This is a genomic window from Microcoleus sp. w2-18bC1 (assembly GCF_036700365.1).
GTDB lineage: Bacteria > Cyanobacteriota > Cyanobacteriia > Cyanobacteriales > Microcoleaceae > Microcoleus.
Genome location: NZ_JAUBOS010000031.1, coordinates 38,329 through 53,044, shown reverse-complemented (window position 1 = coordinate 53,044; position 14,716 = coordinate 38,329). Strand labels below are relative to the sequence as shown.

10 protein-coding genes are annotated in these 14,716 nt (G+C 45.5%); 5 read left to right on the top strand and 5 right to left on the bottom strand.

Annotated elements, in window-relative coordinates; genetic code table 11:
- Nucleotides 1–3: 3 nt before the first annotated feature.
- From QT979_RS17200 to QT979_RS17180, 5 genes are all read left to right on the top strand, one after another.
- Nucleotides 4–663: a hypothetical protein gene (locus QT979_RS17200; RefSeq protein WP_333212586.1), complete on the top strand. Its 660-nt coding sequence runs from the start codon at nt 4–6 to the stop codon at nt 661–663.
- A gap of 359 nt (nt 664–1,022) precedes the next feature.
- Nucleotides 1,023–2,297 carry an alpha/beta hydrolase gene (locus QT979_RS17195; RefSeq protein WP_333311171.1) on the top strand — a complete coding sequence of 425 codons (1,275 nt, stop codon included), beginning with the start codon at nt 1,023–1,025 and terminating at the stop codon, nt 2,295–2,297.
- A 788-nt stretch (nt 2,298–3,085) separates the two neighbouring features.
- Nucleotides 3,086–5,260 carry a glutamine synthetase III gene (locus QT979_RS17190; RefSeq protein WP_333212590.1) on the top strand — a complete coding sequence of 725 codons (2,175 nt, stop codon included), beginning with the start codon at nt 3,086–3,088 and terminating at the stop codon, nt 5,258–5,260.
- A gap of 263 nt (nt 5,261–5,523) precedes the next feature.
- Nucleotides 5,524–6,597 (top strand): BMP family protein, encoded by a 1,074-nt coding sequence (locus QT979_RS17185; protein ID WP_333311170.1) that lies wholly within the window; start codon nt 5,524–5,526, stop codon nt 6,595–6,597.
- 41 nt (nt 6,598–6,638) lie between these two features.
- Nucleotides 6,639–9,470 carry a PAS domain S-box protein gene (locus QT979_RS17180; protein WP_333212593.1) on the top strand — a complete coding sequence of 944 codons (2,832 nt, stop codon included), beginning with the start codon at nt 6,639–6,641 and terminating at the stop codon, nt 9,468–9,470.
- Nucleotides 9,471–9,725: 255 nt separating this feature from the next.
- Here QT979_RS17180 and QT979_RS17175 read toward each other — a convergent pair whose 3' ends face one another.
- The 5 genes from QT979_RS17175 to QT979_RS17155 all read right to left on the bottom strand — a co-directional run bounded on the left by QT979_RS17175 (nt 9,726) and on the right by QT979_RS17155 (nt 14,692).
- On the bottom strand, nt 9,726–11,135 hold the full coding sequence (locus tag QT979_RS17175; RefSeq protein ID WP_333212595.1) for a cation:proton antiporter: 1,410 nt from the start codon (nt 11,133–11,135) through the stop codon (nt 9,726–9,728).
- Nucleotides 11,136–11,289: 154 nt separating this feature from the next.
- Entirely contained in the window at nt 11,290–12,063 is a 774-nt protein-coding gene (hisA, locus tag QT979_RS17170; RefSeq protein WP_333228149.1) for a 1-(5-phosphoribosyl)-5-[(5-phosphoribosylamino)methylideneamino]imidazole-4-carboxamide isomerase, read from the bottom strand.
- Nucleotides 12,064–12,200: 137 nt separating this feature from the next.
- Nucleotides 12,201–12,878 carry a TIGR02117 family protein gene (locus tag QT979_RS17165; protein ID WP_333212599.1) on the bottom strand — a complete coding sequence of 226 codons (678 nt, stop codon included), beginning with the start codon at nt 12,876–12,878 and terminating at the stop codon, nt 12,201–12,203.
- Between the two features lie 14 nt (nt 12,879–12,892).
- Nucleotides 12,893–14,095: a glycoside hydrolase family 10 protein gene (locus tag QT979_RS17160; RefSeq protein ID WP_333311169.1), complete on the bottom strand. Its 1,203-nt coding sequence runs from the start codon at nt 14,093–14,095 to the stop codon at nt 12,893–12,895.
- Nucleotides 14,096–14,203: 108 nt separating this feature from the next.
- A complete protein-coding gene (locus QT979_RS17155) occupies nt 14,204–14,692 on the bottom strand; it encodes an SDR family NAD(P)-dependent oxidoreductase (protein WP_333311168.1) in 489 nt (162 codons plus the stop codon).
- Nucleotides 14,693–14,716: the final 24 nt, after the last annotated feature.

The following is a 14,716-nucleotide window of genomic DNA, read 5'->3' as shown; positions in this document are numbered from 1 at the left end:
TAAATGCACTTTGAGATACTTGTCGAGGATATTTCTGGAAAAACTGCTCTTGAAATTCTTATACCAAAGATTATTAGCACCGAACAACACACATTTAAGATCCATCCTTACAAAGGAGTTGGGCATATTCCTAAAGGTTTAAAATCTGCTTCTGAAGCCAATAAACGAATTCTGCTCGACCAGCTTCCGCGACTTATTCAAGGCATCGGCCAAACATTCTCTCAATATCCTCCTGATTACCCTGCTGTCCTCATTGTAATTTGCGACCTTGATGACCGATGCCTCAGTACGTTTCGCAGAGAACTACTAGATATTGTAGATAAGTGTAATCCTCCGCCAAAGACGCAATTTTGCATAGCAATTGAAGAAGGAGAAGCATGGTATCTAGGCGATTTAGCAGCAGTTAAGGCAGCTTATCCGAGAGCAAAAGAAGTAGTCCTAAATTCTTACACCAATGATAGTATCTGTGGGACTTGGGAGAAGTTAGCTGATGCGGTGTTTTCCGGTGGCAAACAAAAATTATCTAAACAAGGTGGGCAAGCAATTGGTTTAGAGAAAACAAACTGGGCTAACAAGATTCCTCCCCTCATGGACGTAGATAATAATTTGTCACCAAGCTTCTGTTATTTTCGAGATAAACTTCGAGACTTAACGAGTCAGTAAAGAAACCGGGTTTTTTTATTGGCAATCGCCTAGTGCAACGAAGTAGACTCGTAAAAAAAACCGGTTTATAGACACCCGTGCCTAAGTCCTGTCTAACTACCAAAATCGGAATAATAGCCAGACTTTTGATGAGTAAAAACCCATACAGCTAGTTTAGCGGGACAACCTCAACTTAAGATTTCCAGAAACAGCGAACAACCCCAAAAATGAAAATAGAACGATGCAAAGCATTTTCAACCGACGCAGGATGTCGGAGTCAATGAAGCTGCTGGTTGGGTAAAATACCAGAGGCGATCGACTTACCAACAAAAACCGCGAGATTAATTTAAACTGATTAAAAATTAGGCTGCGAAAATCCGATGATCCACAAGAAGAACCGCAAAAAGTTACCCTTATTGGCAGCATTCTTAATCTCGCCATTTATTTCTTGGTTCCTGAGTGCGATCGCCCTATTTCTCAGTCTCTGGGTCATCGTACCAGCACCCACGATGTTCCTGTACCCTTTGGCGGTGGGAGCACCAGAAATCAGTCCTTGGTTGGTCGGTATCAATACGATCGCCCTTCTGCTGAACCTGCTCAGACGGCATCAAGGCAAAGTCTACATTATTTTGTCAATTTGTAACCTGTTCGCCCTAATCCTTGGCCTGCTACCCCTGATTCAGTTCCCAGCAGCCAATGCAGCGGTAGCTACCCAAATGCAAGCAGTTTTAGGGGAAAACTATTTAGCAGCCGTTCCTCAAGCCGATCGCGCGCAGCTACGCCCTCAACCGTTTATCCTTGCAGATGCGTTCCGAGGAATTCCTATCAAAGAGGTTAGGATCGATCGGGCTATTGAATTTGCCAACCCTGACGGAGTTTCACTGCAACTAAACCTTTATCGGCCGATGCAAATTGGCAAATATCCGGCGATTATCACACTCTACGGGGGAGCTTGGCAGAGAGGCAATCCCGATGCCAATGAAGAATTCAGCCGCTATATGGCAGGCCAAGGCTATTGTGTGGTTGCAATTGATTATCGCCACGCTCCCAAGTATCGATTTCCTGCTCAGCTTGAGGACGTACAAGCCGCTCTTTCTTATATCAAAACTCATGCTGCTGATTGGGAAATCGATCTCGATCGAATTGCTATTATGGGAAGGTCGGCAGGTGCCCATTTAGCAATGCTAACTGCTTATGATTCTAGTATACTTCCTGTTCGAGCAGTGGTCAACTATTACGGGCCAAATGACCTGATCCGCGGATACAATGACCCACCTTTTCCTGATGCCATAAATGTTCGAGCCGTCTTGCGTGCCTTTCTGGGAGGAACGCCAGACGAACTCAATGAGCTTTACCGTCGGGCTTCTCCCATCAATTATATTAAACCGAATCTTCCCCCTTCTCTACTGGTTTATGCAGGTCGCGACCATATCGTTCAGCCCAAGTTTGGTCGATCGCTCTACGAACGATTGCGAACCACGGGCGATTCCCTACGGGATAGCTTCGCTTCACGGGCTATTTTGCTCGAAATTCCTTGGGCTGAACACGCCTTTGATGCAGTTTTTAATGGGCCGAGCAATCAATTAGCTTTGTACTACACAGAACGCTTTTTGGCTCATGCTCTGAAGTCTTCGGATTACCAACGAGTTAACTAAAAATTACCAACTTATTCATTTATGCTCAATAAACTGCGGCTATAACAGTTTAATAAGTTCCCAAATCTCCTAAAGATTTCTCAGGCAAATTGTCGCACCAACTTTGAGAAGAGTTGCAAGACTTTATTTATCATATAGCGGTTCGATCGCGTGATGAGGTATGCCCCATGCCCCATGCCCCATGCCCCATGCCCTGTTAAACTGAAATCCTGCGGTTGTGTGCGATCGGTGCGATCGACCTTTCTGAAAAAAACATAAAATTCTGTAGCCTACAATACATTTATTTGGTTAATGATTGTTTAAACTCTCCAAGTGTAGATTGTGTACTCTCCATAATTCTCCAAAACTCCTAAACGAGTGCGTTGTTTGCTGGACTGCGATTTATCGATCGTCGAACCGTTAAAAACCATAAGTAGTTTTGACCTGAATTCATCGGAATTGATTCGCACAAAATTTTTGAGCTGACCAGGGTGAAGATTAGTTAATAAATTTGTGCAGTGCAGACATCTATAATGTTGACTCAAGTTTGTACAGGCTCTTGCCATCTATCTTCTTGTTAATAACCGCAATCCAACCGCATCTCACACTGGATTGTCACACCCGATGGACGGCGAAGTCATGGCGCCTCGCTCCTCCAATCTTTTCGAGCCTCCCAAAAAGGGCATTCTCCCAAAAGTTAGCTTTGACAAAAAATCTTGGGTAAATCCAGGATATTCGTCAATCGTTAGACTTTTGCTAACATCTATTTTTTTTCAACTACTCGTCCCGCAATACCAATAAAAATAACCATGAGTGGAAACGAATCGCGCGTTCAAGCAATTTCTCAAATCGTCAACCGCAAACTGATGCCTGGTCGGCCTCCCAAGCGGCTAGAAGATATGTGGGCAACAGACGTTTTTACTCTGAGCAAGATGCAAGAAAGTCTGCCCAAAAGCATTTTCAAATCAGTAAAAAACACCGTTCAAACCGGCCAAAAACTCGATGCTTCCGTAGCTGATGTAGTTGCAGTAGCAATGAAAGATTGGGCTATTTCCAAAGGAGCCCTCTACTACGCCCACGTATTCTACCCGCTAACCAACGGTACCGCCGAAAAGCACGACGGTTTCATCTCAGTGCAAGGCGACGGTTCCGTCATCTCAGAATTTGCAGGCAAAGTTCTCGTACAAGGCGAACCCGATGGCTCCTCATTCCCCAACGGCGGCATCCGTTCCACCGCCGCCGCTCGCGGATATACAGCCTGGGATGTCACCAGCCCTGCTTATGTCATGGAAACAGACAACGGCATGACATTGTGCATTCCCACTGTTTTCATCTCCTGGACAGGTGAAGCCTTAGACAAGAAAACGCCGCTGTTGCGTTCGATTGCCGCCATGAACAAAGCAGCAACTCGAGTGTTAAAGCTATTAGGCAATACCGAAGTTGCTCCGGTAAATTCCAGTTGCGGTTCCGAACAAGAATACTTCCTGGTAGATGCCAATTTCACCAACAACCGCCCCGATTTACTGCTAGCAGGTCGCACCCTGTTTGGCAAACCTCCTGCCAAAGGTCAGCAATTTGACGACCACTATTTTGGAGCGATTCCAGAGCGCGTTCAAGTCTTCATGCAGGAAGTAGAAGAAAGAATGTACCGGCTGGGAATTCCTGCCAAAACCCGCCACAACGAAGTAGCTCCCGGTCAGTTTGAAATTGCACCAGTTTTTGAAGCTGCAAACGTCGCCAGCGACCACCAACAATTAACCATGACAATTCTCCGCAACACTGCGAAGAAACACGGTTTTATGTGTTTGCTGCACGAGAAGCCTTTCGCCGGCATTAACGGTTCTGGCAAACACGTCAACTGGTCGGTCGGCAATGCCACCCAAGGAAACTTATTAGACCCCGGCGATACACCGCACTCGAACATACAATTTCTAGTGTTCTGCGGCGCTGTGATTCGCGGAGTTCACAAATACGGGCCGCTATTGCGCGCGGTAGTTGCTACTGCCAGCAACGACCACCGATTGGGTGCAAATGAGGCTCCACCAGCAATTATCTCTGTCTATTTGGGTTCGCAATTAGAAGATATCTTCGGGCAAATTAGCCGAGGAGAAGTTAAGGACTCTAAAGGTCGGGGAATTATGAACTTAGGTGTAGAAACACTGCCTACTTTCATGAAGGATGCTGGAGACAGAAACCGGACTTCGCCCTTTGCCTTTACTGGAAACCGGTTTGAATTCCGTGCAGTAGGTTCCGGTCAGTCTGTTTCCGGGCCGCTGGTGGCGATGAATACAATTCTTGCAGATTCTTTGGACTGGATTGCTAACAAATTAGAAAGCGATTTGGCTAACGGAACTGAACTGAATGCTGCCATCCAAACCATTCTCAAAGAAGTGATGGACGAGCACGGTGCTGTTGTATTTGGTGGCGACGGCTATTCCGAAAAATGGCACAAAATGGCCGTTGAGGAACGGGGTTTAGCTAACTTGCGGACTACGGCAGATGCTTTACCCGTGTTGAAGGAAGGATACATTGAAGACTTGTTTGAAAAGACAGGTGTTCTGACTCCAGTTGAATTGGAAAGCCGTTACGATGTTTATGCTGAGCAGTATTTGCTGGCAATTGAAGTCGAAGCAAAACTGGTAATAAGCATGGCCAAAACCATTATTTACCCCGCAGCTTTGAGGTATTTAGCTGAAGTTTCTGGAACGATTTCTAAATTGAAAGAGATTGGGATTGAACTGGAAAAGGAAAGTGCCGAAAAAGTAGCGGTGCTGGTTAAGTCCATGATTGATACTGCCAGCAAATTGAGTGCTGCTTTGAGCAAGCACGATTTTGCTTCGACAGAAGACCATATGCAATATGCTTCGCAAACAATTCGTCCTTTGATGGATGAGGTTCGCCAGTATGCGGATGCTCTGGAAGGTGAAGTGGCTGACGATTTGTGGCCGCTGCCTACTTATCAAGAAATGCTGTTTGTTAAGTAAGGAATGAGAATGAGATAACTTCCACTCTTGAAAGTGGGATGGGCGTCCCGCCCGTCCTTTTTGGACGGGCGGAACGCCCATCCCACAATAACAATTAAAATTGTAAGTTATTTAATTCGCGATCCTAAGAGCAAACAAATTCGATTAATTGCAGGTTAGAGTTGTAAGGACACGGCAGTGCGGTGTCCTTACTTGTTTTTGAGGTTAAATGAGTGGTACGCTGAATCGGCCAGAGTCATTAAATCCCAGCTACAGTAAGAGTTGTGAAGATTGTTGAGATACCCTTCAACAAATTTATCGGCGTAGAAAAAGTAATATTGCTGCGAAAAGCTATTATGCGGATTCAATCTCTTTTCAAACAAATGACTCTGGTGGCTCTAGCTCTATTTTTTGCGATCAGTTGCAGTCGATCGACTCCGAACGTAAACTCTTCCCCTGAAGCAAGTACCTCTAGCAGCTTTAGAGTGGCATTGGTCGTCACAGGCTCCAAAGACAACAACAGTTGGGCTCAAGCCTGCTTTGAAGGGTTAAACCTAATCAAAGATAAATTTAATGCTCAGGTAGACTTTACTGGCCTTGACGGTGAAGATAGTGAAGCTGCCCTTCGCAAATATGCCCAGTCAGGCTATGACCTGGTAATTGCAGCCAGTGGTGGCTATATCAAAGCTGCCGAAAAGGTTGCTAAAGAATTTCCGCGAACGAAATTTGCCCTGGTTACAACCTATCCAGGGAATAACCAAAATTTGGGGGCTGTTGCCTTTCGATCGGGTGAGGTGGGCTACCTCACAGGCGCTTTGGCTGCCATGAAGACTAAAAGCAATAAAGTTGGCTATATTGTGGGTGCAGCTTATCCGGTTTACAAAGAAGAAGAAGCCTTGTTTAGGCGGGGAGTGAAGGCAACGAATCCCTCTGTTCAAGCTTCGACTGCTTTTCTCAACAGTTGGATTGATACGGAGCAAGCCACCAAAGTTGCAACGGATATGGTTGCCTCTGGAGTAGATGTTTTGACAATCAACGCGGATGAGGCAGGATTAGCCGCGCTAAAAGCCGTTACGCAAAAGCCAGGAGTCCTTGTGATTGGTTGGGCCAAGGATCAGTACGAACTGGCTCCCGGCAAAGTCCTAACTAGCGTTCTGCAGGACATTCCCAATCTGGTGCTAAATGTGGCAGTGTTAACCCAGCAAGGTCGCTGGGAAGGAAAACTTTACAAGTTTGGGCTCAAGGAAAAGATCTACGACTTTGCCCCTTTCCGTGGTAGTCTCACGTCTCAGGAAGAGGAGACTTTCAAGACCATCCGAGATGCTGTGACGACTGGCCAAATAGATGTTTCTCCTTAGTGCGCGCATTAATTGATTTACCAATATTGATCAATAGTCCGATGAAAAATCAACGCAACGATCGCGCTCTGCCGATCGCCAGAAGCTCTCGTTCTCATCCCTGGCAACGCTTCTTTTCTATTGCAAATCAGCTCCGCTATGGTTTGATATTTTTGGTTCTTCTGAGCTTACTGCCCACAGGTGGCTTGCTGATCTACCTCAGCTTTCAGGCGCAGATCCAGCAATCGCGATCGCTCCAACAAGCGCGTAGCCAGACAGCAGGAGGGCAGATTGATAATTATCTAGATGACTTGAAACGAAAACTGAGCTATTTAGCTAGGGTCAAAGGACTCACCAACTTTCAACCTCAAGCGCAGCAGAGCCTGTTGGAAGGGTTGATTCGTCATAATGATGCTTATGAAGCCGTTGCCATTTTGAACCGGAAGGGAAAAGTTGTTGCATCAGTTTCACCCTATAAACCGCTTAAATTAGAAAATCCAGCCAAGTCGCCACTGTTTATTCGTGCCTTTAAACAACAGGAAGATTATGTCAGTCCTGTAGAAATTAATCCTACAAATCACCAACCAACCACCATTCTGGCAGTTCCGATTCGGAATGAGCGAGATGAAGTGGATGGGGTGCTATTAGCCGAGGTAAATCTCAACTTTCTCTGGTTTATTGTTTCCCAAACAGATGTTGGCAATACAGGTTATGTCTATGTAGTTGATGAGCGTAATTTTCTCATTGCTCAAAAGGGTAGTAAGCCAGAAACGTTTCAAATTCAAGATATTTCAAAGCGTCCCTTTTTTCAATTTTTGAAAGCATCCGAGGATACTAAGCACCTTAATGTTTATCAGGGTCTAAAGCAGGTAGAAGTATTGGGAGCCAGTGCCTTAGTTCGGAGCGTGAATTGGAATGTGGTTGTAGAACTGCCAACGGCTGAGGCGTATGCTCCCGTTTACCAAATGCTCTCAATTATGGGAGGCTCATTGACGCTGGTGACGATCGTCGCTGTTGGCATTGGGTATCTATTTATTCGGCAAATTGTGGTGCCGCTACAGCGCTTAACTACAGCAGCTACGGAACTCAGTGCGGGGCAATTAGAGACGCGGGTCAACATCGACAGCCAAAACGAATTGGGGACATTGGCGATCGCCTTTAACAATATGGCAACCCAGTTAGAGGAACTGATTAAAGCAGTTGAAGTCGAACGCAATTTTGTTTCAGCTATTCTTGAAATTGCAGGTGCCCTGGTAGTTGTGCTCGACCCGCAGGGACAAATCGTTCGCTTTAACCGAGCTTGCGAACAAACGACTCATTACTCGTTTAGTGAAGTGAAAGGGCGCTACATTTGGGACTTGTTCCCGAACTCAGACTTAGCTAGACAAGCCAAAACTACTTTTGAGTCTTTACAATCTGGTAATTTTCCCCAGCAGTATGAAGGCAGTTGGGTGAGTAAAGATCAACAACTTAGACTCATTGCCTGGTCAGATACTGCTTTAGTCGATGATCAAGGTCAAATTGAGTACATCATCAAAACAGGCATTGACATTACTCAACGGAAACAGGCAGAAGAGGAACTCAAAGCGTCGGAACAGCGGCTATCTTTTCTATTCCGCCAAACTGCACTAGCAGTGGTGGAATGGGATTTAAACTTTAAAGTCACTGCTTGGAATCCAGCGGCAGAGCAGATTTTTGGTTACACGGCTACAGAGGCGATCGGACACCATCCCGCAGAATTAATTGTGCCTGCATCTGCCCGAAAGGTCGTCGATCAAATTATGAACGAGTTGTTGATGCAGAGCCAAGGAATCTACAGCGTCAATGAAAATTTTACAAAAAACGGCAAAATCATTATTTGCGAATGGTTCAATACGCCTTTAGTAGGGGATGGTGGAAATATTATTGGAGTTGCATCCTTGGCACTGGATATTACTGAGCGCAAGCAAGCCGAAGCTGCATTAAGGCAAGCAAAAGAGGAAGCTGAGGTTGCACTCAAAACCTTGCAGCAAACTCAGGCACAGCTTATTCAGGCAGAGAAAATGTCAGGTTTGGGGCAACTGGTTGCTGGTGTGGCTCACGAAATTAATAATCCAGTCAACTTTATCTATGGCAACCTGAGCCATACTGCCGACTACACGCAAAATTTACTAAAGTTGATTCAGCTTTACCAGCAAACCTATCCAACTAATACCGAAATTCAGGAAAAAATTGAAGAGTTCGACCTGGACTACATTAGTGAAGATTTACCCAAAATGCTGAGTTCAATGAAAGTAGGAGCCGATCGCATTCGTCAAATTGTCCTGTCTCTAAGAAACTTCTCACGGCTGGATGAGGCAGACATGAAGCCTGTTGATATCCACGAGGGAATTGACAGCACATTGATGATTTTGCAAAATCGACTGAAGGCAAAACCGAATCATCCTGCTATTGAAATTGTCAAGGAGTACGGCGACTTACCGCTAGTAGAGTGCTATGCCGGACAGTTGAACCAAGTCTTTATGAATATTCTGGCAAATGCGATCGATGCTTTAGAAAACTACGACAATCAGCGTTCTCTAAAAGACATTCAAAAGAATCCCAGTTGCATCACTATTCGGACTAAGCTCATCACAAACGAAGCTCAGCGCGGTTATTCTAAAAACGTGGTGATTCAAGTTCAAGACAATGGACCGGGGATGACGGAAACTGTTAGACAACAGGTGTTCAATCCCTTCTTCACCACCCAACCAATTGGTAAAGGAACTGGATTAGGGCTATCCATTAGCTATCAAATTGTAGTTGATAAGCACGGTGGCTTGCTCCAGTGCTTCTCTCAACCCCATCAAGGAGCAGAGTTCGTAATTGAAATTCCTGTGTTGCAAAGCGGTGCTGTAGCACTCGTGGGTAAATAATTGCGATCGCATTTATATATAGCGTTTCTGATGATAGACGCCTATGAAGCTAGCTACAAATCGCACTGGGATAGTTTATCGAACAGGTTTCGTGAAGGTTTTATGAACGGTCTTGTGGGTTTTAAGAGGGCTGTTATATCATTCCGGTGCAACGGGAATTGATATGAGTAACAATGGAGACGATCGCCGGAAAGTGGTTCAAGACCAGCCGATCGCCCCCAACCGCCTCAACACAGGCTTAATATCACCCGCTAATCAAACGATTTGCTCGCTAGAAGGTTCGCCACTAGCAGGAGGCTCTACCGTATCCCCAAAGGCAACCCGCAGAAAAGGCGGAGCCAAAAATGTTGTTAGAATCACCATGATAATAATCGAGACTTCTAAGGGTTTATCCAAAACCCCACTCGCGGAACCGATGCCGGCAAACACTAACCCGACTTCGCCCCGAGGAATCATCCCCACTCCGATCGCCAATCGATTGATTCCAGGCAGACCAAACACCACCCAACCAGTCACCAGCTTGCCCAAAATCGCAACCACAATCAAAAATACGGCAATCAAAAGACCAGCCCGATTATCCGGCACTGTTGGGTTCAAAACCCCCAAATCCGCCCGAGCTCCCACGGTTACAAAAAAGATGGGAACCAGGAAATCCGCGATGGGTTTCACCAGTTCATCCAACTCGTTGCGGGCATCGCTTTCATCCAACACCAAACCAGCCGCAAACGCACCCAAAATCGCTTCGAGATGAATTGCGTTGCCCAGAAAAGCCATGAAGAAAGCAAAGATAAATGCCGGGATAACTATATTGCCGCGAGTTTTGAGTTTTTCCACGACCGCAGTGAAGCTTTTGTTGAAGATGCCGCCCAATAGAATCGAACCGAGCAGAAAGGCAGTTGCACTGACAATCAAATAGATGACATTAACAACATCAATCTCACCAGTTTTGGCTAAACTGGCGACAACAGCTAGGACAATAATTCCTAGCACATCATCAATCACCGCTGCACCAACAATGATTTGACCTTCTTTAGATTTGAGTTGTCCTAATTCCGACAAAACTTTGGAGGTAATTCCGATGCTGGTTGCTGTCAAAGCAGCCCCCGCAAAAATCGCCGGAATCGCCGCCGTGTGGAAAATGATCATCAAACCCGCAGTACCGGCAGCAAAGGGAACTGCCACGCCCACACAAGCGACAACGACAGCTTGAGCCCCCACCTCCTTGAGTTGTCTGATATCCGACTCTAAGCCAATTTCAAACAGCAGAATAATTACGCCCAATTCAGCTAGCACTGAAATGACTTCACTCTGCGATTCAAACACACTGGTGAGGGCGGCAGGAGACAGATGATTAATCGATTGCACAACTGTCATAATCCCTGAGTCTGATGCTGACAGCCCTGCTTCGGGAAAAATGACCAGGTGTAAAGCAGATACGCCAACAATTACCCCTGCTACAAGTTCACCCAAAACCGGCGGCAAATCGAACTTTTTAGCCACTTCCGCGCCTAATTTACTGGCGACATAAATCACTACTAAAGTGAGCAAAACTCCGCTGAGGACGATCGGCGAATTTTCTGCCTCGACTGTTGCTAACAAAGGTATGGGAGCAACTAGGGATGCCATCCCAGAACTTAAAGCTGTAATTGTATGGTTCAAAAACATGGTTACGATGATGGTAAGAAATACGATTCTACGGTGACTGTTGATTGTTGACTGTTGACTGTTGACTAATGACTAATGACTAATGACTGTTGAGTGTGAGTCGAAAAATTGATAACTGTTACATATTGGGTAGCCAGTTAACTCGACATGATTATCAAGCAAAACTCGAAGAACCCAAATCTGGCGGTACATCCTGCCACCGCCCTTGTCCGACTGCTTGAATTGCTTCTTTTAGCAAGATATCGCCGGTATAAATTGCCCTACCGACGATCGCACTTTTGACACCAATTGGTTCCAAAGCCAGCAAACTCAACAAATCGGCGATCGAACTAACGCCACCGGAAGCAATCACCGGAATCGAAATAGCGTTAGCAATTTCGCGCAAAGATTCCAAATTCGGCCCTTCCATAGTACCGTCGCGGTGAATGTCGGTGTATATAATTTCAGCCGCCCCTAACTCGGCCATTTTTTGCGCCAATTCAGTTGCTAAAACTTCCGAAGTTTCTAGCCAGCCTCTAGTGGCAACTTTACCATTTCTGGCATCGATGCCAACCAGAATTTGATCGGGAAATTCGGTGCACAATTCGCCGACTAATTGCGGTTGTTCGACGGCGACAGTGCCGAGAATGACGCGGCGGACGCCTAAATTGAGGATAGCAGCAACAGAAGTGCGATCGCGCATTCCGCCACCTACTTGACAGGGAACGTCTACTGATCGGACGATCGCTTCAATGGCGGCTTGGTTGACTGGATGACCGGCTTTAGCGCCATCGAGGTCTACTAAATGCAGCATTGTCGCGCCTTCATTTACCCACTGTCTGGCGACTTCGACAGGGTTGTCGTTAAAAGTTTGAGACTTCGCGTAGTCTCCCTGATACAATCTGACGCATTTTCCATCCAATAAGTCGATCGCTGGAATTACGTTCATAATTTTTCCTCAAATTGCTAATTATACCAGCTAAAAAAAAGAATGCAACTTTAGGCAATATTCCCACCCATACATAATCATTCATTATAAATTTAACAACCTAAAGTAAAGAGAGTCTTACGATTGCCTACTACCATTTATTTGTGACATTCGCAACCGCTATTAAGATGAAACATAATCGCCGAAGAAAGCGTTGACCATAAAGGAGTATTGACCTCGGCTTTTTGCAAAGCTTCGGCCGTCCAGTCGTTGCAAGTTCTCAAAATATAGTAACTGCCTTTTGCTTCATAAAAACTGTCACTGTTACCGTAGCCGTAGCTAATTTTCATTTTCTTACCTGCTGCGTCTAATTGGAATGAATTTTTAATAAAATTTACCAGCATCAGATAATTTTTTCCACTGAGTTTAACACATTTGGTTTCTATATTTTGGGGGACAACCCGATAACTTTGAACGTGTAGGGTAGACGGAGTAAGGAGAAATAGGGCTTTGAAAGCTGTAACTGGGTTGATACTTCCTGATGTGGGAGTTTCGAGCATAAAAGCTCGATCTCCCCAGCCCAAAGACAAATATTTATAATCATAATTGGCATCCCGCCCTATTTCTCTTAGCGGTAAAAATTGATTCCAGTCAAAATATTCATTTTTAACTGGAACGATGATTTCGGTGTGAATGCCTTGGTTGGAAATGTATAGAGAAATTGTGCAATCTGCTTGCGAGTAATTTCCCCACTTTCTGGGAGTGAAATAGCCAATTGTTAGGAAAGCGGTCAAAAATAAGATGACAATTCCTAAGCGCTGTATGCTTTTTCTCATTTTAACCCTGGGTTTCAAATTCTGGCTTCGGATGGCGGGCGCTGCATCTTTGTGGGAAAGAATTCTTGCAAGGCATAATTGCGCTGTTCGGGGGTTTCGCTAGCCCAATTCGACAAACTTTCGTAGAAAAAGAACGACACGCCAGCGAAATCTCTTTTTCGCACTTCTTGCACTTGTTCTTGAATTTGTTTGAGGGGAACGGAATTATTTTTAAGGCCTGTCAAAATGCCGATCGCAGTTGGAATGTTAAGTTTAGCTAATTTAACTTCTTCCCGTTCCAGTTCGGCACTAAAACGCTTGATATCGCTGCGATAAACCTGCAACACAATTTCTTGGATGTAGCCGCGTCTTTCCCAGGTAAACCAGTCCTGCAAGTGGGCGGGTAAAGAAAAGTGGAAAGGGTTCGGAGATAAGCTGACAATACATTTTTCTTTGCGGGATTTGATGGCGCGGGAAACTCGCCCCACGAACTCGTTAATTTTGTCCGCCCGCCAGCGCACCCAGAAGGTTTCGCGGGGGTCGTCGGAGGGAGGGCTTTTGATTTGTTCCTGATACATTGACACTGTTAACGGCTCGTAGCCAAATTCTACTGGCAAGCCGAAATGATCGTCAAATTGAATGCCATCTATATCATAATTATCGACAATTTCTAGGATTAAATCTGAGATAAATTGCTGTACTTCGGGATGAAAGGGATTCAGCCAAACTCGATCATGTTTGCCTTCTTTCCAAATAGTTGAACCGTCGCGCCGCTGCGCCAGCCAGTCTGGGTGAAGTGTGGCTAATTCCGATTCGGCGGGAGCCATGAAACCAAACTCAAACCAGGGGATTACTGCTATACCTTTTTGGTGGGATTGTGCTATGATTTCTTTGAGGATGTCTCGGTCTTTCAATCCAGGCGAGGGGTCGATCGACTGTCCGAATACTCGTTCGGCTGCAGCGCTGGGATAAAGCGTATAGCCTCCTTGCCAAACCGTGGGATAGATGGTATTAAAATTGAGTTTATCGAGTCGATTTACAGCGTCAATGATGTTGTTGCGAGAGAAGATAACGTCGCTGTCAATGTTCGTCAGCCAGACGCCGCGCACTTCGGTTGTTGGGGTGGTGGGCGGGGTTTGAGCCAAGAGACGGGGGGATAAAATCGCGGAGGAGGTAAGGGCGATCGTAAAAACAAGAGTTAAGACCAAGCCTCGCCGCCATCCGTACAATCTAAACATTCAACCTTCCTTGCTTTGTTTGTGCTGCCCCCAGAAGAGAATATGAGGACAATAAAAGATCATATCAAACAAAGCTGAATTTACCCATTTCAAGAAAGCTATGAATCCTCAACCATTATCTTTCATTCCAAAAATTTTCTTAAATATCCAATCCATCAACCCCGGAAACAAACGATAACTAGCCTGCGACACATTTGCCGAACCAACCATTATCTCAGAGTGCGGGTGTTTAACCGCCTGCCAAATAGCTTTTGCTACATCTTCAGGATTTTCTAACAGCGGACTCTCGATCGCCTTTTTTACTAAATCCTGTCGCTGCTGCACTTCTTGCCTGTCTTTCCCTAAAAAGATAGCTCTTTCCATCAAGTCAGTCTTGATAAAATGCGGATGCACGCCGCAAACTCGAATCCCTTTATCCGATAATTCCGCGTGCAATCTTTCCGTCAATCCAGTAACAGCATATTTGCTAGTAGTGTAAGGAACTTGATAAGCGATCGGTATCTTGCCGCCGATCGAACCCACATTTACAATTGTACCGCTGCCCCGATCCAAGAAATGCGGCAGCAGGGCGTGAATTGTGTGGATGTATCCCCACAAAGTGGATAAATCCCTCTTTCTGCG